16 protein-coding genes are annotated in these 26,008 nt (G+C 70.1%); 11 read left to right on the forward strand and 5 right to left on the reverse strand.

Annotated elements, in window-relative coordinates:
- Positions 1-74 precede the first annotated feature (74 nt).
- The 6 genes from D3H34_RS09505 (at position 75) to D3H34_RS09530 (ending at position 17,367) form a co-directional block, all read left to right on the forward strand.
- A complete protein-coding gene (locus D3H34_RS09505; protein WP_119553203.1) occupies positions 75-12,593 on the forward strand; it encodes a filamentous hemagglutinin family protein in 12,519 nt (4,172 codons plus the stop codon).
- A gap of 100 nt (positions 12,594-12,693) precedes the next feature.
- Entirely contained in the window at positions 12,694-13,425 is a 732-nt protein-coding gene (locus D3H34_RS09510; protein ID WP_167481162.1) for a S1 family peptidase, read from the forward strand.
- Between the two features lie 31 nt (positions 13,426-13,456).
- Positions 13,457-13,921 carry a hypothetical protein gene (locus D3H34_RS09515; RefSeq protein WP_119553205.1) on the forward strand — a complete coding sequence of 155 codons (465 nt, stop codon included), beginning with the start codon at positions 13,457-13,459 and terminating at the stop codon, positions 13,919-13,921.
- 52 nt (positions 13,922-13,973) lie between these two features.
- Positions 13,974-15,278, forward strand: a complete 1,305-nt coding sequence (locus tag D3H34_RS09520; RefSeq protein ID WP_286185578.1) for a trypsin-like peptidase domain-containing protein — start codon at positions 13,974-13,976, stop codon at positions 15,276-15,278.
- Between the two features lie 74 nt (positions 15,279-15,352).
- Positions 15,353-15,583, forward strand: coding sequence for a hypothetical protein (locus D3H34_RS09525; protein WP_119553207.1), 231 nt, complete (start codon positions 15,353-15,355; stop codon positions 15,581-15,583).
- A gap of 158 nt (positions 15,584-15,741) precedes the next feature.
- The gene (locus tag D3H34_RS09530) at positions 15,742-17,367 is read left to right on the forward strand and encodes a phospholipase D family protein (RefSeq protein ID WP_119553208.1); all 1,626 of its coding nucleotides are present in this window, start codon (positions 15,742-15,744) and stop codon (positions 17,365-17,367) included.
- Positions 17,368-17,391: 24 nt separating this feature from the next.
- On the opposite strand, the gene D3H34_RS09535 is transcribed toward D3H34_RS09530, so the two are convergent.
- The 4 genes from D3H34_RS09535 to D3H34_RS09550 all read right to left on the reverse strand — a co-directional run bounded on the left by D3H34_RS09535 (position 17,392) and on the right by D3H34_RS09550 (position 19,931).
- Positions 17,392-17,910: a murein hydrolase activator EnvC family protein gene (locus tag D3H34_RS09535; RefSeq protein ID WP_119553209.1), complete on the reverse strand. Its 519-nt coding sequence runs from the start codon at positions 17,908-17,910 to the stop codon at positions 17,392-17,394.
- A gap of 110 nt (positions 17,911-18,020) precedes the next feature.
- Entirely contained in the window at positions 18,021-18,509 is a 489-nt protein-coding gene (locus D3H34_RS09540) for a CreA family protein (protein WP_119553210.1), read from the reverse strand.
- A 149-nt stretch (positions 18,510-18,658) separates the two neighbouring features.
- Positions 18,659-19,210: an NUDIX hydrolase gene (locus D3H34_RS09545; protein ID WP_119553211.1), complete on the reverse strand. Its 552-nt coding sequence runs from the start codon at positions 19,208-19,210 to the stop codon at positions 18,659-18,661.
- A gap of 19 nt (positions 19,211-19,229) precedes the next feature.
- A complete protein-coding gene (locus D3H34_RS09550) occupies positions 19,230-19,931 on the reverse strand; it encodes a fumarylacetoacetate hydrolase family protein (RefSeq protein ID WP_119553212.1) in 702 nt (233 codons plus the stop codon).
- A gap of 166 nt (positions 19,932-20,097) precedes the next feature.
- Between D3H34_RS09550 and D3H34_RS09555 the strand changes: the two genes are divergently transcribed.
- From D3H34_RS09555 to pgeF, 3 genes are read left to right on the forward strand one after another with little or no spacing between them, the layout of a single operon-like run.
- Positions 20,098-21,015, forward strand: a complete 918-nt coding sequence (locus D3H34_RS09555; protein ID WP_119553213.1) for a tetratricopeptide repeat protein — start codon at positions 20,098-20,100, stop codon at positions 21,013-21,015.
- A 23-nt stretch (positions 21,016-21,038) separates the two neighbouring features.
- On the forward strand, positions 21,039-21,677 hold the full coding sequence (gene maiA / locus D3H34_RS09560) for a maleylacetoacetate isomerase (protein ID WP_119553214.1): 639 nt from the start codon (positions 21,039-21,041) through the stop codon (positions 21,675-21,677).
- A gap of 14 nt (positions 21,678-21,691) precedes the next feature.
- A complete protein-coding gene (pgeF, locus tag D3H34_RS09565) occupies positions 21,692-22,450 on the forward strand; it encodes a peptidoglycan editing factor PgeF (RefSeq protein ID WP_119553215.1) in 759 nt (252 codons plus the stop codon).
- Here pgeF and D3H34_RS09570 read toward each other — a convergent pair.
- The gene (locus D3H34_RS09570; protein ID WP_119553216.1) at positions 22,382-22,699 is read right to left on the reverse strand and encodes a hypothetical protein; all 318 of its coding nucleotides are present in this window, start codon (positions 22,697-22,699) and stop codon (positions 22,382-22,384) included. The genes pgeF and D3H34_RS09570 overlap by 69 nt on opposite strands.
- Positions 22,700-22,825: 126 nt before the next feature.
- Here D3H34_RS09570 and phaC point away from each other — a divergent pair, with 126 nt between their 5' ends.
- Positions 22,826-24,595, forward strand: coding sequence for a class I poly(R)-hydroxyalkanoic acid synthase (gene phaC / locus D3H34_RS09575; RefSeq protein WP_119553281.1), 1,770 nt, complete (start codon positions 22,826-22,828; stop codon positions 24,593-24,595).
- Positions 24,596-24,656: 61 nt separating this feature from the next.
- Positions 24,657-25,835, forward strand: coding sequence for an acetyl-CoA C-acetyltransferase (locus D3H34_RS09580; protein ID WP_062480264.1), 1,179 nt, complete (start codon positions 24,657-24,659; stop codon positions 25,833-25,835).
- Positions 25,836-26,008: the final 173 nt, after the last annotated feature.

The raw sequence follows: 26,008 nt of genomic DNA on the forward strand, positions 1-26,008 counted from the left end.
TTTGCAGCGCACGTGTCGGTCGCATCCGATGAGCCCGGTCTCTTCTCCAGAACGGTTTTTCTCTGGGGTATGACATGAGCAACAAGACATTCCGCCGCGCGCCCGTCGCGCACGCCGCCGCCCTCGCGCTGGCCATGGCGGGCCTGGCGGGCAATGCACAGGCGCAGCGCGCCTTCAGCGCCGCATGGATGGCGCAGAAGAACGTGACGCAGGGCACCGCAGCCGCCACGGGCTACCTGCCGAACGGCACGCCGGCCTCGATGCTGACGAACCCTCTGGCGCAGCAGCAGAAGGCGAACGAGCAGCTGCGCCAGTCGCTCGGCAACCTGGGCCTGGCAGCGCAGGCGATTGCCGCGCAGCAGGCCGCACAAGCCGCGGCGCGCGCCGCCGCGCGGAACGATCCCTCGGTGCCCGACGGCCTGGCCGACGGCGGCCTGAAGGTCGACACGAACTCGCTCAGCGCCGGCTGGCTCAACGCCCGCGCGCTGAACCGCGACTCGCAGAAGCAGGTCGACGGCCGCACGGTCGTCACCGTGGAGCAGACGGCCGACAAGGCCATCCTGAACTGGGAGACCTTCAACGTCGGGCGCAACACCACGGTCGATTTCAAGCAGCAGGCCGACTGGGCCGTGCTCAATCGCGTGAACGACCCGAAGGCGCGGCCTTCGCAGATCCAGGGGCAGATCAAGGCCGACGGCACGGTGCTCATCGCCAACCGCAACGGCGTGGTGTTCAGCGGCACCAGCCAGACCGACACGCGCAACCTGGTGGCGGCCGCCGCGCACATCGGCGACGAGCAGTTCAAGGCACGCGGCATCTATTCGAACGACACCGCACCGAGCTTCACCACGGCGAAGGAAGACGCGGGCAAGGTCTCGGTGCAGGCCGGTGCGCGGCTGGCGACGAAGGAACCCGGCTCCGTCACGCAGGGCGGGGGCTACGTGCTGCTGCTCGGCAAGGAAGTCGCGAACGCCGGCGAGATCGCCGCGCGCAAGGGCCAGGCGCAACTCGCGGCGGGCGACAGCTTCGTGATCCGCAAGGGCGTGGGTACCGACGCCAACGCCTTCTCGACCACGCGCGGCAACGAGGTCGCGCCGCAGTTCGTACCCGACAGCACGTCGGGCAAGGTGAGCAACACAGGCCTCATCGTCGCGCGCGAAGGCGACATCACGCTGGCCGGCCGCGACGTGCGTCAGGACGGCGTGGCGCTCGCCACGTCCACCGTGGCCGCGCGCGGCACGGTGCACCTGCTGAACTCGGCCGCCGACACGCGCGGCCACGTGGCGCTGGGCACGGGCGCGGTCACGGCGGTGCTCGTCGAGGACGACGGCAAGGCCAGCGCGCTCGACAGCCAACGCGACGCGCTCATCAAGGAATCGGCCGCGCAGGACGCCGCGCGCGCCCTCGTGCCGCAGGGCCTGTTCGACAACCTCTCGCGGCTGTCGGACCGCCGCGACCAGTCGCGCATCGAGATCGTCTCGGGCGGCGACATCCATTTCGAGGGCGAGTCCCTCACGCTCGCCACCGGCGGGCAGATCGCGGCCAGCGCCGCGCGCCGCAGCTTCGTGGCCGACAAGGCACGCCTCGACGTGTCGGGCGCGGTCGGCGTGAACGTGGCGATGGAGTCGAACAACGTCAAGGTCAGCGTGCAGGGCAACGAGACACGCGACGCGCCGCGCAACCGCGAGAGCGGCAAGCTTTTCAACAGCGACGTGTGGATCGACCGTCGCAAGCTCGTGCGCGTGGCGCCCGGCGTGGGCGGCTACGAGGGCGAGCGCTGGTATGCGGCGGGCGGTCTGCTGGAAGTCGGCGGCTACCTGGGCAACCAGGGCCACGGCATCGGCGAGTGGGCGGCGCAGGGCGGCACGGTGGTGCTCGGCGGCGCACAGGTGGTCACGCAGGCGGGCTCCAGCGTCAACCTGTCGGGCGGTTCGCTGAACGTGCAGACCGGCTTCATCCACCAGACCTGGCTCAAGGGCAGCGACGGGCGTCTGTACAGCCTGGACAAGGCCCCCTCGGACATGCTGTTCGACGGCGTCTACAAGGGCTTCGAGGCCGAGCACGTGCGCTGGGGCAAGAAGAACACCGACTACTTCTACAACCCGCTGATCGCGCCGCAGCGCCTGCTGGAGAACGGCTACACGGTGGGGCGTGATGCGGGCCGGCTGGTGGTGAGCGCGCCCACGGCGGTGCTCGAAGGCGACATCGTGGCCGAGGTGTTCAACGGCGCGCAGCAGACGCGGGCTCGCGACGCCGCACTGGACGACGGCTACCGGCAATCGCAGAACGCGGTGGCGCGCGGCGGTGCGCTGGCGGTGGGGCGCTACGGCGCGCTGGGTCGCATCGACCTGTTCGACACCGACGTGCGCTTCGGCGACGTGGCACCGGTCACGCAGCAGATGGCCGCGGCCGATGCGCTGGCCGCCGACCGCATCGGCACGCTGTGGCTCGACAGCGCGCACCTGAACGCACAGAACCTGTCCGTGCTGGACATCGGCACGCTCGGCAGCGCGACCGTCGAGAAGGCGCTCGCGCTCGCCGACGGCGGCCGCCTGAACCTGCTGGGCGCGTTCATCGACATCGGCGCGAACGTCACCGTGCGCGGCGGCACGCTGGAGGCCGGCAATGTCTTCCAGTCGCCGGTGGACGGCGCCCAGCCGCGCGCGCTGGTGAAGGAGGCCGCCTCGTCGATCACGGTGCGCGACGGCGTCACGCTCGACCTGCGCGGGCGCCGCGTCGATGTCGGCACCGCGCCCGACGAAACGGCCACGCTGGCCGCCATCGACGGCGGCACGGTGCGCATCGAATCGACGCACGGCGTGACGATCGGGCAGGGCAGCCTGATCGATGTGTCGTCCGGCGCGGCGCTGCTGGCCAAGGGCAAGCAGAAGGGCGGCAAGGGCGGCAACGTGGCGCTGATGGCCGACTCGGCCGCCACGGGCACCGATGCGAAGGGCCGCTTGGCGCTGGGCGGCGAAATCCGCGGCCACGGCGTGAACGGTGGCGGTACGCTGAAGATCGAAACGGGCCACGCACTGCTCGTCGGCCCGGACCCCGCGCTGTCGGATGCCTCGCAGCTCGTGCTCGATGCGTCGCGCCTGCAATCGGGCTTCTCGGTGTACGACCTCAACGGTCACGCGGGGCTGACGGTCGCGCCGGGCGCGCAACTCGAGGTGGCGATGCCGGTCTACCGCATCGCGCCCGAGGCCGGCGCGGACCACGAGGGCGGCATCGCATTGCAGCTGTGGACGCCGCCGCTGCTGCAGCAGGATGTGCCCCACCGCCAGGGCGTGCAGCGACAGGGCGCCGACCTCGTGCTGCGCGCGCAGCGCCGCATCAACGAAGGCGGCAACCTCGCCATCGGTGCGGGCGCGGTGGTGACGGTCGATCCGAGCCGCTCGATCCAGCTGCTCGGCGGCGGACAGAGCAGCGTCGTGGTCGACGGCCGGCTCAACGCCTGGGGCGGGCGCATCGCCATCGGCATCGAGGCACCGCCTTTCAATTCGCCGCTGAGCACCTCGCTGCAGCCGCACAACCGCTCGGTGTGGATCGGTGAGGGCGCGGTGCTCGACGTGGCGGCGCGCGCGCAGACCGGCATCGACGACGACGGCCGCCGCTACGGCACGGTGCGCAACGGCGGCACCATCTCCATCGGCGGCGGGCTCGACTGGGAAGCCAAGGGCGCGGCCAGCGCGCCCGACGTGGCGATCGTGATCCGCCCCGGCGCGGTGCTCGATGCCTCGGGCAGCCATGCGCGCATCGACGTGCCGGCGGTCGGCAACCTGTGGCGCGAACTCGACGTGGCCAGCGACGGCGGCAGCATCGTGCTCAAGTCGGCACACAGCCTCTACCTCGACGGCACCCTGCGCGCCCACGCGGGCGGCGTGAATGCGGCGGGCGGCACGCTCGCGGTGGCGCTCGAAGCGCCGGTGTTCTCGAAGTTCTACGTCGTCGACGACGCCGTGCGGCGGCCGCGCGAGCTGGTGCTGTCGCAGACGCAGCAGCCCAGCGGACTGCCCGCGACGCTCAAGCCGGGCCATGCCGATGCGGCGCTGGCCTACGGCAAGGGGCGGTTGAGCGTGGACCAGGTGCAGGGCGGCGGCTTCGGCAACCTGTCGCTGCTGGTCAACGGCCTGCTGAGCTTCGAGGGCAACGTCGACCTCACGACCGCGCAGAGCATGCGTCTGTACGCCGGCAGCTTCGCGCTGGCCGACAGTGCGGCGCCCGACGCCAATGTGCGGATCGCCTCGTCCTACCTGCGGCTGGCCGGCGTGACCGGTGCGCCCAGGCAGGACAGCGAGGTGATCTACACCACGACCTGGCGCCACGGCGCATCGACCCGCACGAGCGACGCGGTGTTCAAGGCCGAAGCCGACCAGATCGACATCCGTGACCGCGTGGGCTTCGGCGCGCACGGCGAGATCGCCATGAAGACCGGCCCCGCGCTGGTGGTGGACCGTCGCGGCTTCGACGCGGTGAACATGACCAGCCGTGGCGACCTGCGGCTGCTCGGCGGCTCGCCCGCGCTCGGGCTGCTCGGCGCCACCACGACCGAACTGGCCACGAAGGGCGACCTGACGCTTACCGCCGCGCAGATCTACCCCGCCACCGGTGCCTACGCGCAGATCCTCGCGGGCTACGACAAGGACCGCGTGCTGGACATCCGCCGCCAGGTCGAGGGCGACGTGGCCATGCCGCAGTCGGCTTTCGGCATCCTGTCGCTCGGCGGCGGCACGGTGCGCCAGGGCGGCATCGTGCGCGCTCCACTGGGCAACCTGATCGTGGGGCAGGACGGGCGCAGCACCTTCGAGGCGCGCGCCAGCCTGGTCGAGCTACTGCCGGGCAGCATCACCTCGGTCAGCGGCGCCGGCCTGCGCATGCCCTACGGCGGCACGACCGACGGCATCAGCTACAGCGTCGCGGGGAAGGCCGTCGACAAGCGCGCCGTCGGCACCAGCGGCATCCTGCTCACGGGCGACAGCGTGGTCGGGCGCGCGGGCGCGCTGCTCGACCTGTCGGGCGGCGGCGAACTCACGGGCGCGGGCTTCGTCTCGGGCCGCGGCGGTTCGGTGGACGTGCTGCGCACGCCGCTGGCCAATGCCAACCCGGCCAACACCTTCAGCAACGCCGGCAACGGCGTGTACGCCATCGTGCCGGGCTTCCAGGGCGGTTACGCCCCGGTGTCGCCGGACGCGGGCGCGGGGGAGCCGGCCGCCGGCCGGCAGATCACGCTCGACCACGACGTGGCCGGGCTCAAGGCGGGCACCTACACGCTGCTGCCGTCCACCTATGCGCTGCTGCCCGGTGCCTTCCGCGTGGAAGTGGGCGCATCGAGTGCGCTGTCCGCGGCGCCGCTGCCGGCAGGCTATGGCTCGTACGTGGCGAGCGGCTACCTGGGCGTGGCGAACACGGCGGTGAAGTCGTCGCTGGCGAGCCAGCTGGTCGTCACGCCAGCGGCAGTGGTGAAGCAGCACGCCACCTACAACGAGATGGGCTACGACGCCTTCGTGGCGGCCGATGCGGCGCGCCGCGGCGGCGTGCGCGGCGAGATCGCGGCCGACGCCCGCAACCTGCTGCTCGACTATTTCTATTCGAAGCCGCAGGACGGCGTGTCGATGCTGCAGTTCGACGGCAAGGCGCTGTTCAACCCCGCCGCCGGCAGCACGGGCTTCGGCGGCACGCTCTCGACGAAGGCCATCGCCATCGAGGTCACGGCACCGGGCGCCGGGCGCACCGCCGGGTTCGAGAACGCGTCGCTGCCGGCCGACCAACTCAATGCCTTCGGCGCGCCACGGATGATTGTGGGCGGCCGGATCGACCTGGGCTACGCCGACAACTTCGCGACCTTCAAGTCGGACGCCGGCCACGTCGTGGTGCGCAGCGGCGCCACGCTGCGCGGCGCGGAAATCTTCCTCGTGGCCGGCGGCTACGGCGAGGGTATCCAGGTGGAGCAGGGCGCGTCGCTGAACACGCTCGGCGCCGGTGCGCCGGCCTACGACTCCACCGACGGCGTGGTGTTCTCGGCCGGCCGGGGCTCGGTGCTGGGGCTGTCCAACGGCTGGATCAACCTGCTGCCGCCCATCGCCGAGGCCGCGCCCGCCGCGATCGAGGTCGGCGGGTGCGCGGGCGGCGCGTGCAGCGGACACACCACGCTGTACGGCGAAGGCACGCTGGCCGTGGCCACGACCCGCTCGTTCACGCTCGCCGACAACGTGCGCTACGGCGCGAAGAACCTGGTGCTGGCGGTGTCGTCGGTCAACCTGGGCAGCGACGCGGCGCTGCAGCAGGCAGCCGCCAACGGCCAGTTGCCCTCGGGCCTGTCGATGAACCAGGGCATCCTGTCGAACCTGCTGGCCGGCAACAAGGGCGAAGGTGTGCCGGCGGTCGAGACGCTGGTGCTGAACGCGCGCGAGTCGGTGAACATCTTCGGTGCGGTCGCGCTGGACACGCTCGATCCGGCCACCGGACAGTCGTCCATCGAGCGGCTGGTGCTGGGCACGCCGGCCATCTACGGCTACGGCGGCGCGGGCGACACCGCGAAGATCACGACTGGCGAATTCATCTGGACCGGGCTGACGCCGCGCCCGCCCGCAGCCGGAGAGAGCTTCCCCGGCCCGAATGCACCGGGCGGTGCCATCGGCAGCCTGCTGGGCGACGGCACGCTCGACGTGTCGGCCGCGCGCATCGTGCTCGGCCATGCACCCAACACGCAGCCCAACGCGGGCTTCTCGGCGGACCGCCTCGCGCTGGGCTTCGCCACCGTCAACCTGAACGCGAGCGAGCGCATCACCTCGAACGCGAAGGGCACGCTGGACGTGTACCACCGGCAGGGCGAGTACGTGAGCGGCAAGGGCTACGACTTCAGCGGCGGTCAGCTGAACCTGCGCACGCCGCTGCTCACCGGCGAGGCCGGCTCGAACCACCGCATCGCGGCGGGCGGTGACCTCGTCGTCAGCGCACCCGCCGGTGGCGCAACGCCAGCGGGCGACGCGGCACTGGGCGCGCAACTGGCGCTCACGGGCCGCAACATCACCATCGACGGCACCGTCGGCCTGCCCTCGGGCAAGCTGCAACTCACGGCCAGCGGTGACGTGACGCTGGGCGCCAACTCGCGCATCGACCTGGCGGGACGCGCGGTGCAGTTCTTCGAGCAGACGCGCTACAGCCGCGGCGGCGACCTGGAGGTGACGAGCACGGCGGGCAACATCGTGCAGGCCGCGGGCTCGGTGATCGACCTGTCGGCCACGCACAATCGCGGCGGCACGATGCAGGCGACGGCGCTGGGCGCCGGCGCGGGTCGCATCGACCTGGGCGGGCGCATCCTCGGCACGGCCAGCGGTGCCTACGACGCGGGCGGCACCGTGGTGCCCTACGACGCGGCCGAGATCAACGTGCGCGGCCAGACCGTGGCCGACTTCGCGGGCCTGAACACGCGCCTGAACGACGGCGGCGTGACCGGCGCGCGGCGCTTCCAGATCAAGCAGGGCGACCTGGCCATCGGCGACGAAGTGAAGGCGCGCCAGGTCGAGGTGACGGTGGACGGCGGCAGCCTCACGGTGAACGGCCGCATCGATGCGAGCGGCTTCCAGGTAGGCGCGATCCGCCTGGCGGCCAAGGGCGACCTCACGGTCAACGGCACGCTCGACGCGCACGCCACCGGCCTGCGCGTGGACAGCTACGGCAAGATCATCGACAGCCCGAACCGGGCTCTCGTCGACCTCACCAGCATCCAGGGCACGCTGACGCTGGGCGGCGGCGCGGTCATCGACCTGCGCGCGGGCACCGGCGTGAGTGCGGCACAGGGCAACGACGGCGCAGCGCGCGGCACGCTCGCGCTGAATGCGCCGCGACGGGGCGAGGACGACGTGGCGGTGAACGTCAACGGCACGCCCGCGATCCAGGGCGCGAAAAGCATCGCGGTCAACGCTTTCCGCACCTACAGCGACTTGCCGTACGCCTCTGCGCCTGACGTGACCGGCCGCACGCCGCAGCTCATCACGCAGAAGTTCTTCGATGAGGTCGTCGACCCGGACAACAGCGCCTTCATGAACAAGGCGCTGGGCAATGCATCGCTGTCGGCACGCCTGGCCGGCCTGGGCAGCTATCACCTGCGCCCCGGCGTGGAGATCGTCAGCAAAACGGCCGACGGCGACCTCAGCGTGGTCGGCGACATCGACCTCTCGGGCTACCGCTACGGCCCGGGCGCCGACCGCAACGACCCGGCGCGGCGCGGCTTCGGCGAGCCCGGCGTGCTGGTGATCCGCGCGGGCGGCAACCTCAACGTGTACGGCAGCATCAACGACGGCTTTGCGCCGCCGCCCGCCACGCCCGACGACAAGGGCTGGTACCTCACCGAGCAGCGCACGAAATTCGGCACGCCGTTCACGCCCGATGCCGCCGACATCGTCGTACCGATCGACGGCGTGGTGCTCGACAAGGGCACCGTGTTCCCCAAGGACGCGCTGCTGAACTACGACGTGCCCGCCGAAGCCATGGTGCTGCCCGCCGGCACGGTGCTGCCGGTGACCGTGACCCTGGGCGCGGCCTACACGCTGCCGGCCGGCACGGTGCTGCGCGCCAACGTCTACAACGCCGACGGCAGCATCCGCCTGAAAGCGGGCACGGTGCTGGCCGAGGCCGTGGCGTTGGACATCGGCATGAAGCTGGGGGCCGGCACTTCGCTGCGCGGCGAAGCCAGCGTGCAGGCGCTGGTGTGGCCCAAGGGCGTGCGCATGCCGGTCGCGATGAAGACGGACGGCACCATCGCGCTGGCGCGCGGCGCGCTGATTCCGTCGATGACCGACGTGCAGCTGCCGAACGATGCGGCCGTGAACCTGCGGCCCGAGGTCGATGGCGTGCAGGGCCGCAACTGGGCCGTGGCGCCGATGCTGGGGCAGGGCGCGACGAGCTGGAGCCTGCAGCTCACGGCCGGCGCCGACCTGGACTCGGCCGACCGCCGCGCGGTCGATCCCGCGAAGCACGGCTCGCTCATCCTGGCCGACAGCCACGCGATGACGAGCGTCAAGCTCACGCCGGGCGGCACCGGCTACCTGTGGGGACCGAACGGGGCCATCTACGGATTCGTGGAGGGAACGCCGGTGGACCCCCTCGATTTCGATGCGGGCTACTGCGACTGGGGCGGCGCGGGCACCTGCGTGGTCGATCCGGTGCGCCTGTCGTATTTCTGGGGGCCCAACGGCATCGACTGGGACCCGAGCTTCATCGAAGGGCAGCCGATCCCGCCGGAATACCTCACCATCTGCGAGTGGGGGCCGGGCATCTGCACGACGGTGATCAGCCCCGTCAAGGACATCACCAAGTACACGCCGCTGTCGCCGATGTTCAGCGTGCTGCGCACCGGCACCGGTGACCTGGGCCTGGCGGCGGCGGGCAACCTCGTCATGGAGTCGGCGTTCGGCGTCTACACGGCCGGCACGCGCTCCGCGCCGCTGCTCGACGCCAACGGGCTGGACCCCTTCAACCTGGCGCGCGGCAAGACCATCCAGGGCTCGGTGATCGGCCCGCAGACGGCGAACTACGACGGCGCACTGGCCGCCTACCAGGCCTGGTACCCCGAGCACGGCGGCAACCTGGACATCAGTGTGGGCGGCAGCGTCGTCGGCGATGTCTGGGGCAACTTCTCGGGTGAGCGCGCGCAGGTGCCGAGCGCCGCGGTGGGCAACTGGCTGTGGCGCCAGGGCTCGGGCACGGCCCTGGCCGGCAGCGACCGCATCGCCACGTCGTGGTGGATCAACTTCGGCACGTACGCGCTGCCGACCGCCCAGCAGTTCAGCACCAGCGTCAGCCCGGAGCCCTACCTCGTCGGCTTCACCGGCATGGGCACGCTGGGCGGCGGCAACCTGACGCTGCGCGCGGGTGGCGACGCGGGCCTCACCACGCGGATGGGCAAGGGCGCGGACTGGACGCGCAGCGAAGCCATCGTGGCGGCGGTCGGCAGCACCGGCCGCGTCGACGCGAACGGCCAGCTGACGCTCACCGGCGGCGGCGACCTGCAACTGCGCATCGGCGGCGTCGTCAACCCGAACCTCGCCGCGGCGCAGTACGCGGGCTCTTATGGCAGCAACGCGCAACTGCAGGACCTCAACGGCGCGCTGATCAACCTGCGCGGCCTGACGGCCGTGTCCGCCAGCGCCATCGGCGGCATCGAGCTGAAATACCGCAAGGCCGAGCGTCCGATCCCGGGCCAGGAAGGCGATGCCAGGGACACGCGCCCGATCAACCCGTTCGTCTCGACCATCGGCGTGGGCAACGCGGGCATCGTGCTCGTGCCCGGCGACTCGGCGATGTACCTGGACACGCCGGGCGACCTGGTGCTCACGAGCGTGGTCGACGCCGGCCGCGCGAAGGTACCGAACAGCCAGGGCTTCAGGTTCGGCGGCGCCGACTACAACATCGGACAGGGCTGGTTCACGCTGTGGACCGACCGCACCGCGATCAACCTGTTCAGCGCCGGCGGCAACCTCACGCCTGGCACCGACCTCGCCGCGCCGCAACCGTCCGGCAGGTACTACGGCAGCACCAACGCGAGCGACAACGTCACGGTCTATCCGTCGATCCTGCGCGCGACGGCGGCTTCGGGCAGCCTGTACTACGGCTTCTCGGCGGCACCGGCCGCGCAGGCGATCATCACCGCGCTGGTGCTGGCACCGTCGCCTTCGGGCGCGCTCGAGTTCCTGGCGGGCAACTCGCTGTTCGGCGGCGGCTATCCGGTCAGCATGTCGGGCGCGATCACGCCGCTGCCCACGCCGTGGGCGCCTGCGTTCGTCGGCTACGACGGGCTGCAGCGGCCGGTGGTCTACAACACCGGCGCGGAGGGCTCGCTGGTCGGGTCGCCCGGCGTGCCGAACTACGGGATGGTCGACAGCTATCCGCTGTTCGCCTTCGGGCCGGACACGCTGGGCAGCCGTTCGCTGCACGCGGCCGATGCACCGCCCGCGCTGTTCTACGCCACGCGCGGCGACATCCTGGGCCTGGATAGCGGCACGGCCCGCAGGATGCAAGGCAACGGACTTCCCGCGTCCGAGACCTGGTATCGCTCGGCCGCGCCGGCACGCATCCGCGCCGGACGCGACATCGTCGGCACCGAGGCGCTGATCGTGAACAACGATGCGCGCGACGTGTCGCTGGTGCAGGCCGGGCGCGACATCCTGTATGCGAACCTGCAGGTCGCGGGCCCCGGCACGCTGGAGGTTTCGGCGGGCCGCCACATCACGCAGGACGACCGCGCGAGCGTGGTCAGCCACGGCGCACTCGCCGAGGGCGACACCCGCCCCGGCGCGAGCATCGCGATGATGGCCGGCATGGGCCCGATGGGGGCGGGTGGCCCCGACTTCTCGGCCATTGCAGATCGCTACCTCGATCCCGCGAAGCGCGCCGAGTCCGGCCCGGGCCAGTCGCTGGCCAGCCAGCCCGGCCGCGTGGTGAAAACCTACGACACCGAACTCGCCGCATGGCTCCAGGCGCGCTACGGCTTCGTGGCCACCAGCGCCGACGCGAAGGACCCGGGCAGCGCGCTCGCGTACTTCAAGGCGCTGGCGCCCGAGCAACAGCGCGTGTTCCTGCGCAGCGTGTACTTCGCCGAGCTGCGCGCCGGCGGCCGCGAATATAACGACGCGGACGGCCCGCGCTACGGCAGCTACCTGCGCGGGCGCGGCATGATCGCCACGCTGTTCCCCGACCTGGACGCCGCCGGGCGCGAGATCGTGCGCGAGGGCGACATCGTGCTGTACGGCCCCTCGGGCGTGCACACCGATTTCGGCGGCGACATCCAGATGCTCGCGCCGGGCGGACAGATCGTGGTGGGCGTGCAGGGCGCGGTGCCGCCGGGCAGCGCGGGCGTCATCACGCAGGGCATGGGCCACATCCAGCTGTTCAGCGAAGGCAGCCTGCTGCTGGGGCTGTCGCGCGTGATGACCACCTTCGGCGGCGACGTGCTGGCCTGGTCGGAGCAGGGCGACATCAACGCCGGCCGGGGTTCCCAGACCACGCTGGTCTACACGCCGCCCAAGCGCGTGTACGACAACGTGGGCAACGTGAAGCTGTCGTCGCAGGTGCCGAGCTCGGGTGCCGGCCTGGCCACGCTGGCGCCCATCGCCGAAGTGCCGGCGGGCGACATGGACCTGATCGCGCCGCTGGGCACCATCGACGCAGGCGAGGCGGGCATCCGCGTGTCGGGCAGCGTGAACCTCGCGGCCCTGCAGGTGGTGAACGCGGCCAACATCCAGGTCAAGGGCGAGTCGGCCGGGCTGCCGGTGGTGGCGTCGGTGAACGTGGGCGCGCTCACCAACGCCAGCGCGGCGGCCTCGCAGGCCGTGGGCGCGGCGCAGGAGGCGATGCAGCGCGAACGCGCGGCGGCGCGCCAGGCGCTGCCGTCGGTGTTCTCCGTGCGCGTGCTGGGCTTCGGCAACGAGGCCGCAGACGGTGCGGCGGCGCCGGCCGACGCAGGCCGCGCCACGGCGCGCCCGGTGGGCTACGACGAGCACAGTCCGGTGCAGGTGCTGGGGCGCGGGCTGCTGGGCGATGCGCAGAAGACGAAGCTCACGGCGCAGGAGCGGCGTTTGCTGGGGCAGTGAACGGGAAGGGCAGCAGACGGCGACTGATGAAATTTTTGTGACAAACGACATTCCGGGGCGCGCAGTTCCGTCTTTGTCTCAGAGCTTTCGTGACTGCCCGATGCCCCTTCTGTTGTTGCCCTCTGTCGGCCCGCGCCTGTGGGCGTTGTTCCTGCTGGTTCTGGCCGGCGCGGCGCATGGCGCGCCGCCCGAGGCCAATGCCAGCGGCGTGTTCCTCAACGCCGCCGGCGATGTGCTGACCGCGCGCCATGCGGTGGCGGATTGCCGTTCGCTGTTCGCCCTCAAGGACGCGCAGGTGGCGCAGGCCCGGGTGATCGCCGAGAGTGCCGAGCTCGACGTCGCGGTGCTTCGCACCACCCTCAAGCCCGCCTTGCACGCCACGCTCGCCGTGACCGAGCCTGCGCGGCCATCGGTCAGCGTGGGTGTGTTCACCGAGGCCTACGCGGTGCTGCAGCGCATGCCTGATCGCGCCTCGTTGCTGAGCAACGCCATGACCGTGCCCGGCGCGGAAGGCCTGCAACTGCTGTCGGGTGTGAAGCCGGGCGCCAGCGGCGGCGCGGTGTTGGGCGCCGACGGCTTGCTGCTCGGCGTGGTGGTCGAGCGGGTCGCCGCCGCGCCGCATGCGTCGGGCATGGTGCTCAGCCGCGCGGCCTCGGCTGCGGGCGTGGCGGCTGGCGTGACGCGGGTGCGCGCTGTGCCGGCGGCGCGCCTGAGTGACTTTCTGGCCGCCCACGGCATCGAGTTCACGCAGAGCCGTGAGCCACAGCTCGGCCCCATGCAGTCGCCCGCCGCGCGTGCCTCGACCTTGTCGGTCGGCGTGCTGTGCGGTTGAGCGTCCTTCTTCGACTTTCCCTGGAATCCACATGACCTTTTCTTCTGCCAAGGCCTTCGGCTGGCGCCGCCTGCGCCTGGCGCTCGGCGGGCTGGGCCTCGGGCTGTCGGCCGCCGCCGCGCCGCTGGCCGCCTCGGCACAAACTCAGCCGCAGGTGCCGCAGCACTGGATCAGTTACGCCAACCTTGCCAGCAACCAGCTGCAGTCGTCGCTCAGCGACCCGGCCAGCGAGACCGTGGTGCGCCTGCACACCTGGATGCAGGACCGCATGCTGAAGGAAGGCCAGCCCGTGCCGCCCGCGCCGGTGGTGGTGCGCGTGTGGGTCGCGGCCGGCGGCCAGGTCGAGCGCGTGGCCTTCGATTCGCTGGGCGACGCGCAGGCCGACACCGACCTGCGCGCGCTGCTCACCGCGCAGCCTTTGGCCGAGCCGCCGCCGCGCGACATGCGCCAGCCGATGGTGCTGCAACTCACGCTGAGCTTTGTCACCCGCAGCTGATCGATCGCGCTGCCGTCGTCTGATCTGCGCGGCGCTGATCGGCCTTGCGGCCGTGGTACCGCTGCACGCCGCCATGCCGTGGCCGGCGCCGGGGCTCGCGGCGATGGTCAAGGCCAGCGGACCGGCCGTGGTCCACATCGGCGTGGAGCGGCCGTCGGTGCCCGCGCGCCGCTTCAGCGACCGCTGGCTGCTGCGCGCATCGCCGGCCGAAGCCGACGAGAGCAGCCTGGGCAGCGGCTTCCTGGTGAGCGCCGACGGGCTCATCCTGACCAACGCGCACGTGGTCGCGCACGGCACGCAGATCCGCGTGAAGCTGCCCGACCGGCGCGAGTTCCGGGCGCGGCTGATCGGCCTGGACGCGCTGGCCGACGTGGCGCTGCTGAAGATCGACGCCACGGGCCTGCCCACCGTGCGCATCGGCGATCCGGCGACCGTGGAGCCCGGCGACGGCGTCGCAGCCATCGGTTCACCCTACGGCTTCGGCAACTCGGTGACGGCCGGCATCGTCAGCGCCAAGGGCCGGCTGCTGCCGGGCGCCGAGTCGATGCAGTTCCTGCAGACCGACGTGCCGATCAACCCCGGCAATTCGGGAGGGCCGCTGTTCAACCTGAACGGCGAGGTGATCGGCATCAACTCGCGCATCTACAGCCGCAGCGGCGGCTACCAGGGGCTGTCGTTCGCCATTCCCATCGACGCGGCGATGCGCATCAAGGAGCAGTTGCTGGCCACCGGCACCGTCACGCGCGGGCGCATCGGCGTGGCCGTGCAGGAGGTGGGGCAGGCGCTGGCCGACACCTTCCGCCTGCCGCGCCCGGCCGGCGCGCTGGTCACCGACGTGGAGCCGCGCGGCGCGGCCGCCCGCGGCGGGCTGCGGACCGGCGACGTGATCCTGTCGGTGCAGGGCCGCGAGGTGGTGCAGGCGGCCGATGCGCTCGGCTTCATCGCCGAGCTGGCGCCGGCGCAGACCGCGCGCCTGATGGTGTGGCGCGACCGCGCCGAGCACGTGGTCGAGGTGAAGGTGCAGGGCTACGACACGCCGCGCCTGCCGGGCGATGCCGGCGCCGCCTCGGTGCCCTCGCGCCTGGGCTTCGCGGTGCGTCCGCTGGCGCCGGCCGAGCGGCAGTACCTGCGCGTGGAGGGCGGGCTGCTGGTGCAGCGGGTGAACGCGGCGGCGTCGCGCGCGGGCGTGCAGCCGGGCGACCTGATCCTGGCGCTCAACGGCCAGCCCATCGACAGCGCCGAGGCCCTGGCCCAGGCGCTCGATGGAGCCGACGGTTCGGCGGCGCTGCTGGTGCAGCGGGCAGGGGCGCGGATCTTCGTGCCGATCTGCGCGCAGGCCGGGTCGCCGAAGTGCTGAACAGGCCGCTCTTGTACGTCACTTTTGTATTCAATGTTTGCAATTGAAAACTAAAGGCCTATGATGAATTCATCATGGACACCGCCCGCCTCGATCTCCACATTCCAGGGGGCTGGACGGGATGGTTCGAGCTCACGCGCACGCCCAAGGGCACTTATGCCGGCATTGCGGCGCTGAGCCTGGACGGTGTTCCGCGCTGCGCGCTGGTCATCACGCAGCAGCTGTCGTGGGACTCTGCCGTGGCGCGCGCGAACGTGCGCGCTGAGCATTTCGTGCGGCAGTGGTCGTCCGAGCGCGAGCACTGACCGGCATTGACGAGGCCCTGACGGGCCATTGAAAGCGCGGCGGCACCGCGCGTGGTAGAAACCGCCACCCGTGGGCGCGGTCATGCACCGCGTCGCGCGGCAGCGGCGTTTTTTCACCTTCGCTCCCGTGCCCTTGCTCTCCCCATTTCCTGTCGTTCATGCAGAACCTGTCACCCCGGGCTGACGTGCCGCGCGCCCGGTGGTTCGCCTGGCTGCTGTGCAGCCTGGCGATGTTGGCGCTCGTCGGTTGCGCCGGCCTGCCGACCGAGGTGGTGCGCAAGCCCTCGAGCGCCATCACCGACGGCGCCGACACCGCGCTGGGCCAACTGGTGCGCGCCGCCGCACCGCCGGGCGAGCCGCTCAGCGGCTTTCGCCTGCTGCCGATGGCCGAGTTCTCGCTGCATGCGCGCATCGAACTGGCGCGCCGCGCGCAGCGCTCCATCGACGTGCAGTACTACCTCGTGCAGAACGACGAGACCGGGCGTTACCTGCTGCGCACCCTGCGCGACGCGGCCGACCGCGGCGTGCGCGTGCGGCTGCTGGTGGACGACCTGTACACGGCGGGCGCCGACCCGCTGTTCACCAGCTTCGCCTCCCACCCGAATGTCGAGGTGCGCCTGTTCAACCCGTTCCCGGCCGGACGCTCGCGCTTCGGCACGCGCTGGGCGTGGTCGATCCTGGACTTCGACCGCGTGCACCGGCGCATGCACAACAAGCTGTTCGTGGTCGACAACACGATGGCGGTCATGGGCGGGCGCAACATCGCCAACGAGTACTTCCTGCGCGACGGCGGCTCCAACTTCATCGACATCGACACGCTGGTGGCCGGCGCCGTGGTGCCCCGGCTGTCGTCGCTGTTCGACATGTACTGGAACAGCATGTACGTGTACCCGATCGAGTCGCTGGTGCCGCGCGGCGGGGAGTCGGCGCAGGCGCTGCGCGAGCGCTTCGACCGGCTCACGACCGGCCCCGAGACACTGCACCCCGAAGAGCCCGAATCCACCGACCTGCTGGGCAACAACCCGCTCGCCAAGGACCTGAACGCCGGCAAGCTTTCGCTCAACTGGGCGCGCGCCGAGGCCTATGCCGATGCGCCCGCCAAGGCGCTGGCGCCCACGGAAGAAGGGCGCGGCCTGCCGGCCGACCAGGCGACCGACAGCGTGCTCTACAACGTCCAGCGCTACCTGCGCGGCGCGCAGCACGAGGTGTTGCTGACCACGCCCTACCTGATCCCCGGGCGCGGCGGCATGGAGACCATCCAGATCGTGCGCGGCAACGGCGTGGGCTACACCATCGTCACCAACTCGCTGGCGGCCACCGACGAGTCGCTGGTGCACATCGGCTACCGGCGCTACCGCGCGCGGATGCTGCGGCTGGGTGTGGAGCTGTACGAGCTGAGTCCCAAGCGCGTGGAGCAGACGCGGCGCTTCGGCATCTACGGTTCGGCCAGCGGGCGGCTGCACGGCAAGTCGGCCGTGATCGATCGCAATGTGGTGTTCGTCGGCTCGATGAACTTCGACCCGCGCTCGGCGCTGCACAACACCGAGATCGGCATCTTCATCTTCAGCCCGCAGATCGCGCAGCAGCTCACCAGCCTGATCGGCTTCATGCGGCTGGACGGCGCCTACCAACTGCAGCTGGGGCCGCGCGGCGGCATCGAGTGGGTGAGCCCGGCGTCGGGCGACGGGGCGGACACCATCCTGCACACCGAGCCCGAAACCCATTTCTGGGCCCGCTGGCGGCTGGAGCTGCTGGCGCCGCTGGTGCCCGAAAGCCTGCTGTAACGGCTCTTACGTTTGCTGCCGTGTCTACTGCTGCAAACGGCCGTTGAGGTACGGCTCGGGATCGACCGGGGTGCCGTTCTTGCGGATCTCGAAGTGCAGCTTCACGCGGCCGGCTTCGCTGTTGCTGTTGCCCACTTCGGCGATCTTCTGGCCTTGGCGGACCACGGCGCCTTCCTTCACGAGGATGGTCTTGGCGTGGGCGTAGGCCGTGAGGAAGGTCTCGTTGTGCTTCACGATGACCATGTTGCCGTAGGCGGGCAGTTCGCCGCCCACGTACACCACGCGGCCGTCGGCCGAGGCCACGATGGGGTCGCCCAGGTTGCCGGCGATGTCCAGGCCCTTGTTGCGCACGCCATCGAAACGGCCGATGGTGGTGCCGGCGGCGGGGCGGATGAACAGGGCAGCCGGGCGCGGCGGTTGCGGCGTGGCGCCTGGCCCTGGAACGGGCTGCTGTGGCCCCAGGCTGGTCGTGGTGCAGGCGGCAATGCCCCCGACCACGAGAAGCGTGGCGGCGGTGCGGAAAACAAAAGTCTGAAGGTGCATGACGCTGTTGGAACGGATTCGTTGCGGAGGGTTCCGTCGAAGGCCGATTCCGAGGGCGGACCGGCCGGCCCATGCTAGCAAACTCGCGCGCCGCGCCCCTCAGCAGCCCTTCACTTGAGGGGGATCGGCGTGCCGCGATCGACCGGCACGGCGGTCACGCTGTTCTTGGGCGAGCCGTCGATCAGCAGGTCGGAGTAGGTCAGGTAGACCAGCGTGTTGCGCTTGGGGTCGACCATGCGCACCACGCGCAGGCGCTTGAAGAGCACCGACAGGCGTTCGGTGTAAACCTCTTCGCGCTTGGGCAGCGGCTGCGTGATGCTGACCGGGCCGACCTGGCGGCAGGCGATGGAGGCCTCGGCCTTGTCCTCGGCCACGCCGAAGGCGCCCGCAATACCGCCCGTCCTGGCGCGCGAGACATAGCAGGTCACGCCGCTGACCTTGGGGTCGTCGTAGGCCTCGACCACGATCTTGTGGTCAGGGCCGATGAGCTTGAAGGCCGTGTCGACCTCGCCGACCGTGTCGGCCTTGGCCGCGCTGGCGGCAAGGGCGAAGCCGAGGCCGGCGCCGCACAGCAGGGCGGCGCGAAGTGTCTTGATCATGAAGAAATCAGTTTTTCCAAGGCGCATAAGACTGACGCGCTTCAGTCGCGAGACACCGCAGAACCGGCTTTGCCGGGCTGCAGGTGTCGCCCCCGGTAGGGGGAAGGAGGAGCGACACGAAGTGCGCGAAGCCTGGGGGCGAGTTTCATCTAGACGATGCTGAGTTCGTGCACACGGTCGAAGCTGCCGCGTCGGCGATCTTCGAAGTAGTGCTCGAGTGCCTGGCGCACGGTGCGAAAGGCGATCTCGTCCCAGGGAATCTCTTCCTCGGTGAACAGGCGCGCCTCGATGGTCTCGTGGCCCGGGTCGAAGCGGTCGTCGAGCAGGCGGGCGCGGTAGAACATGTGGACCTGGCCCACGCGCACCACGCTGATCACGGCGAACAGGCCTTCGATCTCGAAGTTCGCGCCGGCCTCCTCGTCGGTCTCGCGGGCCGCGCCTTCGGCGGTGGTTTCCTCGAGCTCCATGAAGCCCGCGGGCAGCGTCCACTTGCCCCAACGCGGCTCGATGTTGCGCTTGCACAGCAGCACCTTGTCGCCCAGCACGGGGATGGTGCCGACCACGTTCAGCGGGTTCTCGTAGTGGATCGTGTGGCAGGCCGGGCAGACGGCGCGCTCTTTGGTGTCGCCGTCGTCCGGCACGCGGTAGACCACGGTCGTGCCGCAGTTCTTGCAATGCTTGATGGGTACGCGAAGAAACATGAAGCGGGGCCGCCTGGTGTCAGACGATCTTCACGGTCAGCGCGGGCAGGCCGGCCACCTGACCCACCAGCGTGTCGCCGGCCACCACGGCCGCGACGCCTTCGGGCGTGCCCGTGAAGATCAGGTCGCCGGGCTGCAGCTCCCACGCGGCCGACAGGTGCTCGATGGTCTCGGCCACGTTCCAGATCAGCTTGCCCACGGTGCTGCGCTGGCGGTCGGTGCCGTTCACCTGCAGCGAGATTTCGGCCTGCTCGGCGTTGCCGGCCTGGGCGACCGGCACGATCGGGCCGATGGGTGCGCTCTGCTCGAAGCTCTTGCCGATGTCCCAGGGACGGCCCTGCTTCTTCATGTCGTTCTGCAGGTCGCGGCGCGTCATGTCCAGGCCGACGGCGTAGCCGTAGATGTGCTTGTGGGCGTCGGCGGCCTTGATGTTCTTGCCGCCGGTGCCGATGGCCACCACGAGCTCGATCTCGTGGTGCAGGTTCTTCGTGAGCGTGGGGTAGGCCATGGTGCCGGTCTGGCCGGCATCGACCGTCACCAGCGCGTCGGCCGGCTTCATGAAGAAGAAGGGCGGCTCGCGGCCGGTGAAACCCATTTCCTTGGCGTGATCTTCGTAGTTGCGGCCCACGCAGTAGATGCGATGCACCGGAAAGCGGGCCGGCTGACCGGCCACAGGCACCGAAACGGTGGCCGGCGGGGCGAAAACAAACTCGGAAGCCATGGGAAGGTGTCCTTTTTCAGCGAAACGGGAGGGGAGACCGGCAGTGTGCCAGAGGCGGCACGCGCTTGCCGGCACGCCGGAGTCGGGATTCTGCGGCGGCCCACAATAGGCGCCTTCGCGCGTTTTCCCGATCCGTTTTCCCGATCCTTTCTCCCCTCGCTTCACCATGCCCATCCGACTCGGCAAAGCCGGCAAGGCCACCGCCTTCAACGAACTCGGTCGCGAGCGCGACGATGCCGGCGACCAGGATGGCGCCCTGGCTGCCTATGCGCAGGCCAGCGCCATCCACCCGTACTGGTCGGCGCCCTGGTACAACGCCGGGCTCATCCACAAGTACCGCGGCGACTGGGCCGCCTCGCGCGAGGCCAATGCCCGCGCGGCGCAATGCGAGCCGCGCAACGAAGGCGCGCTGTGGAACCTGGGCATCGCAGCCACCGCGCTGGGCGACTGGCCCACGGCGCGGCGCGCATGGCGCCAGTACGGCATCGGCATTCCCGAGGGCGGCGACGAGACCGCGCCGGTCGATTTCTTCATCGGCCTGACGCCGATCCGCGTGCACGGCGACGAAGCCAGCGAAGTGGTCTGGGCCGACCGCATCGATCCGGCGCGCGCCATCCTGCGCAATGTGCCGTCACCCGCCAGCGGCCACCGCTACGGTGACCTGGTGCTGCACGACGGCGCCGCCAACGGCTACCGTTGGCGCGGCGAGCGCGAGGTGCCGGTGTTCGACGCGCTCGCGCTGATCGCGCCGTCGGACCACGCCACCTACGAAGTCTTCGTCGAGGACGTGGAGGCGGATGCCATCGATGCCCTGGTGCGCCGCTTCGAAGAGGCCGGCCTCAGCGCCGAGAACTGGACCAGCAGCATGCAGGTGCTGTGCAAGGCCTGCTCCGAAGGCCGCCCCGACGACCAGCACAACCACGCCCCCGGCGAGCCGCCCGCAGCCGAAGGGCCGTGGCACCTGGGCATCGCCGCGCGCGAAGAGGCCGCCGCGCGCGGTCTGCTCGACACCTGGCAAGAAGAGAACCCCGACGCCCGGCTGCGCGACTTCCGCTGCGTGCTGCCGGCCACACCACGCTCCTGAGAGGGCGCTATCCTCGAAACATCATGAAGCTGCATAACTATTTCCGCTCCTCCGCCTCGTTCCGCGTGCGCATCGCCCTGAACCTCAAGGGCCTGGACTTCGACTACATCCCCGTGCACATCGCGCGCGGCGATCACCGCACCGGCCCGTTCTCGGCGATCTCGGCCGACATGCTCGTGCCGATGCTGGAAGACGAGGGCGAGCGCTTCTCGCAGTCGATGGCCATCATCGAATACCTGGACGAAACGCACCCCGAGCCGGCGCTGCTGCCGAGCGACCCGGTGGGCCGCGCCCATGTGCGCGCGCTGGCGCAGTCGATCGCGTGCGAGATCCATCCGCTGAACAACCTGCGCGTGCTCAAGTACCTCGTGAAGGAACTGAAGCTCGATGACGCCGCCAAGAACGCCTGGTACCGCCACTGGGTGCGCGAAGGCCTGCTGTCGTTCGAGCGCCAGCTCGCGCAGCACCCGGGCGGCACCTACTGCTGGGGCGACACGCCGACGCTGGCCGACTGCTGCCTCGTGCCGCAGATCTTCAACGGCCGCCGCTTCGACTGCGACTTCACAGGCCTGCCGCGCACCATGGCCGCCTTCGACGCCTGCATGAAGCTCGATGCCTTCCAGCGCGCGCAGCCCTCGCAGGCGCCCGACGCGGAAGCCTGAGCATTTCTCCCGCCATGGACACACGATGGCTGCTGCCCGAGTGGCCCGCGCCGCCGAACGTGCGCGCACTGTGCACCACGCGCGACGGCGGGGTGTCGGCCGGGCGTTATGACAGCCTGAACCTGGGCGACCACGTCGCCGACGATGCCGCGCACGTCGCCGAGAACCGTCGGCGGCTGCAGCAGGCGATCGGTACGCAGCCGGTGTTCCTGCAACAGGTGCATGGCACGGGTGTCGTGTCGCTCGAAGACGGCGCAGTGCGCGATGGCACCGCCGCCGATGCCTGCACATCAACCACTGCAGCGCGTGCCTGCACCATCATGGTGGCCGACTGCCTGCCCGTGCTCTTCACCGACGAACGCGGCCACCGCGTGGCCGCCGCGCATGCGGGCTGGCGCGGGCTGGCCGGCGGCGTACTGGAGCAGACCGTGCGCGCCTTCGCGCAGGATGACGGCGGCGCACCGCGCCTCATGGCCTGGCTCGGGCCCTGCATCGGCCCGAAGGCGTTCGAAGTCGGGCCCGAGGTCAAGGCCGCCTTCGAGGCGCAATCGCCCGAGGCGGCATCGTGCTTCAGCCCCGCACCGTCCGAGGGCAAATGGCTGGCCGACCTGCCCGCGCTCGCACGGCAACGGCTGCGCGCGGTGGGTGTCGAGTCGCTTCATGGCAACGACAGCGGCGATGCATGGTGCACCGTCGCGCAGCCGTCACGGTTCTTTTCGCACCGGCGCGACGGCGTCAGCGGGCGTTTCGCCGCGCTGGTCTGGAAGGTCTGAGGCTGCGGCTTTCGCACTCTCTGCAGCAGCGCGGCGTGCGGCCTCCTGGGCCTGCGCCTCGCGTTCCTTGATCGCCCGCCGGCGCGCCGGCGTGGCCATCAGGTAGACCACCAGGGCCACCGGCGCCAAGCCGTAAAGAAGAAATGTGAAGATGGCGCCCAGCACCGTGCCCGTGGTGTTGGTGGCTTCGGCCACCGCCATCATCACGGCCACATAGAGCCAGCCGATCACGATCAGATGAATGAACACGGGCAGAGACGTTTGGTTTCAAGGGATTAGTGAAAGCGCGGCGTTGTAGGTGCCTTGCGAATGCAGCATACTCAAAAGACGCAAGCCATCCGTTCGTATCGACCCAGGCGAAAGCCAGGAGACATGATGAAGCAACAAGACACGGGGGCCGATGCGTTCGCGCCCTTTCAAAAAGCCCTCACGCAGGGCTGGACCCAGGCCATGGAGGCTTTCCAGAAAGCTGCAGGTCCGGGTGCCGCCGCTTTCGACGTCGGCGGCACGCCGCTATGGCAATTGCCGCAAATGTCGCAATTCCCTGGCTCGGGCCGCATGCCCGAGTTGCCGAAGTTCTCCATCGATCCCGACAAGCTCAAGTCCATCCAGCAGCAGTACCTGGAAGATGCCACCGACCTCTGGCGCCGCGGCTTCGGCTCCCAGACGCAGGGCGACAAGCGCTTTGCCGCCGAGGCCTGGGGCAGCAATCCGCTGGCGGGCTTCTCGGCCGCCGTGTACCTGCTGAACGGCCGCACCATGATGCACATGGCCGAGGCCATCGACGCCGACGACAAGACCAAGGCGCGCCTGCGCTTCGCGGTCGAGCAGTGGATGGCGGCGGCTTCGCCCAGCAACTCGCTCGCCTTCAACGCCGAGGCGCAGAAGAAAGCCATCGACACGCAGGGCGAGAGCATCGCCAAGGGCATCCAGAACCTGCTGCACGACATGAAGCAGGGCCACGTCAGCATGACCGACGAAAGCGCCTTCGAAGTGGGGCGCAATGTGGCCACCACCGAAGGCGCCGTGGTGTTCGAGAACGAGTTCTTCCAGCTGCTCGAATACAAGCCGCTCACCGCCAAGGTGTACGAGCGGCCGTTCCTGCTGGTGCCGCCGTGCATCAACAAGTTCTACATCCTCGACCTGCAGCCCGACAACTCGCTCATCCGCTATGCGAACGAGCAGGGCCATCGCGTGTTCGTGGTGAGCTGGCGCAACCCCGACGAGTCGCTGGCCCAGGCCACCTGGGACGACTACATCGAGAACGCCGCCATCAAGGCGATCCACACGGTGCAGGAGATCAGCGGGAGCAAGCAGATCAACACGCTGGGCTTCTGCGTGGGCGGCACCATCCTGAGCACCGCGCTGGCCGTGCTCGCGGCGCGTGGCGAGAAGCCGGCCGCCTCGGTCACGCTGCTCACGACCTTCCTCGATTTCAGCGACACCGGCATCCTGGACATCTTCGTGGACGAGCAGATGGTGCAGTACCGCGAGATGCAGCTGGGCAAGGGCGGCCTGCTGCCCGGCGGCGACCTGGCCTCGACCTTCAGCTTCCTGCGTCCGAACGACCTCGTGTGGAACTACGTGGTCGGCAACTACCTCAAGGGCGAGACCCCGCCGGCCTTCGACCTGCTGTACTGGAACAGTGACGCCACCAACCTGCCGGGCCCGTTCTACGCCTGGTACCTGCGCAACACGTACCACGAGAACAAGCTGGCCAAGCCCGGCGCGCTCACGGTGTGCGGCCAGAAGATCGACCTGGGCAAGATCGACATCCCGACCTACATCTACGGCTCGCGCGAAGACCACATCGTGCCGATCGGCGGCGCCTACGCCTCCACGCAATTGCTCACGGGCAAGAAGCGCTTCGTGATGGGCGCCTCGGGCCACATCGCCGGCGTGATCAACCCGCCCGCCAAGAAAAAGCGCAGCCACTGGCTGCGCGAGGACGGCAAGTTTCCCAAGACCCAGGCCGACTGGCTGGCCGGCGCACAGGAACAGCCGGGCAGCTGGTGGACCGACTGGGCACAATGGCTCAAGGGTCACGCGGGCAAGCAGATCCCCGCACCCAAGGGCTACGGCAACGGCAAGGCCTACAAGGCCATCGAACCGGCGCCGGGACGCTACGTGAAGGCCAAGGCCTGAACGGGCGCCAGCTTCCCCAAGATCGCAACCGATTTCAAATCACCTCAACGGAGAGAACCTCATGGAAGACATCGTCATCGTTTCGGCTGCGCGCACGGCGGTCGGCAAGTTCGGCGGCTCGCTGGCCGGCATTCCCGCCACCGAGCTGGGCGCCCTCGTGATCAAGGAAGTGATCGCACGTGCCAACCTCACGGCCGACCAGGTGGGCGAGGCCATCATGGGCCAGGTGCTCGCGGCCGGCGCCGGCCAGAACCCCGCTCGCCAGGCGTGGCTCAAGGGCGGCGGCACCAAGGAAACGCCGGCGCTCACCATCAACGCCGTGTGCGGCTCGGGCCTGAAGGCCGTGATGCTGGCGGCGCAGGCCGTGGCCACGGGTGACTCCGAGATCGTCATCGCCGGCGGCCAGGAAAACATGAGCATGGCGCCGCACGTGCTGCCCAACTCGCGCAACGGCCAGCGCATGGGCGACTGGAAGCTGGTCGACACCATGATCGTCGACGGCCTGTGGGACGTCTACAACCAGTACCACATGGGCATCACGGCCGAGAACGTGGCCAAGAAGTACAACATCGACCGCGCCTCGCAGGACGAACTGGCCCTGGCCAGCCAGACCAAGGCCGCCGCCGCGCAGGACGCCGGCAAGTTCAAGGACGAGATCGTCGGCGTGAGCATTCCGCAGAAGAAGGGCGACCCCATCGTCTTCAACCAGGACGAGTTCATCAACCGCAAGACCAACGCCGAAGTGCTGGCCGGCCTGCGGCCCGCCTTCGACAAGGCCGGCGGCGTGACCGCGGGCAACGCCTCGGGCCTGAACGACGGCGCTGCCGCTGTGATGGTGATGACGGCCAAGAAGGCCGCCGCCCTGGGCCTGAAGCCGCTGGGCCGCATCGCCAGCTACGCCACCGCCGGCCTCGACCCGACGATCATGGGCATGGGCCCCGTGCCCGCGTCGCAGAAGGCGCTGCAGCGCGCCGGCTGGAAGGCCGCAGACCTCGACCTGCTCGAGATCAACGAAGCCTTCGCCGCACAGGCTTGCGCCGTGAACCGCGAAATGGGCTGGGACGTGAACAAGGTCAACGTGAACGGCGGCGCCATCGCCATCGGCCACCCCATCGGTGCATCGGGCTGCCGCATCCTGGTGACGCTGCTGCACGAAATGCAACGCCAGAACGCCAAGAAGGGCATCGCCTCGCTGTGCATCGGCGGCGGCATGGGCGTGGCGCTGACGATCGAGCGCTGATCGCCACAACTCGCCATCCTCGGCGAGGGCATGAAAAGGGAGCGCATGCGCTCCCTTTTTCGTTCCTGGCCTGTTCCTCCTGCCACCTGTTCTTCCCTTCGGCCGTGACGGTGCGTCATTGACGCTCCCTCCGGCGGCGCCTACGCTGGCTTTGCGTCGCGCCATCCGATCGT

Source organism: Acidovorax cavernicola (assembly GCF_003581445.1).

What these genes read in the sequence shown, in the direction of transcription:
- D3H34_RS09580 (WP_062480264.1), top strand. Translation starts at nt 24,657, where the DNA reads ATGGAAGACATCGTCATCGTTTCGGCTGCGCGCACGGCGGTCGGCAAG.
- D3H34_RS09505 (WP_119553203.1), top strand. Translation starts at nt 75, where the DNA reads ATGAGCAACAAGACATTCCGCCGCGCGCCCGTCGCGCACGCCGCCGCC.
- D3H34_RS09555 (WP_119553213.1), top strand. Translation starts at nt 20,098, where the DNA reads ATGCCCATCCGACTCGGCAAAGCCGGCAAGGCCACCGCCTTCAACGAA.
- D3H34_RS09525 (WP_119553207.1), top strand. Translation starts at nt 15,353, where the DNA reads ATGGACACCGCCCGCCTCGATCTCCACATTCCAGGGGGCTGGACGGGA.
- pgeF (WP_119553215.1), top strand. Translation starts at nt 21,692, where the DNA reads ATGGACACACGATGGCTGCTGCCCGAGTGGCCCGCGCCGCCGAACGTG.
- D3H34_RS09510 (WP_167481162.1), top strand. Translation starts at nt 12,694, where the DNA reads ATGCCCCTTCTGTTGTTGCCCTCTGTCGGCCCGCGCCTGTGGGCGTTG.
- maiA (WP_119553214.1), top strand. Translation starts at nt 21,039, where the DNA reads ATGAAGCTGCATAACTATTTCCGCTCCTCCGCCTCGTTCCGCGTGCGC.
- D3H34_RS09530 (WP_119553208.1), top strand. Translation starts at nt 15,742, where the DNA reads ATGCAGAACCTGTCACCCCGGGCTGACGTGCCGCGCGCCCGGTGGTTC.
- D3H34_RS09540 (WP_119553210.1), bottom strand. Translation starts at nt 18,509, where the DNA reads ATGATCAAGACACTTCGCGCCGCCCTGCTGTGCGGCGCCGGCCTCGGC.
- D3H34_RS09545 (WP_119553211.1), bottom strand. Translation starts at nt 19,210, where the DNA reads ATGTTTCTTCGCGTACCCATCAAGCATTGCAAGAACTGCGGCACGACC.
- D3H34_RS09550 (WP_119553212.1), bottom strand. Translation starts at nt 19,931, where the DNA reads ATGGCTTCCGAGTTTGTTTTCGCCCCGCCGGCCACCGTTTCGGTGCCT.
- D3H34_RS09535 (WP_119553209.1), bottom strand. Translation starts at nt 17,910, where the DNA reads ATGCACCTTCAGACTTTTGTTTTCCGCACCGCCGCCACGCTTCTCGTG.
- D3H34_RS09515 (WP_119553205.1), top strand. Translation starts at nt 13,457, where the DNA reads ATGACCTTTTCTTCTGCCAAGGCCTTCGGCTGGCGCCGCCTGCGCCTG.
- phaC (WP_119553281.1), top strand. Translation starts at nt 22,826, where the DNA reads ATGAAGCAACAAGACACGGGGGCCGATGCGTTCGCGCCCTTTCAAAAA.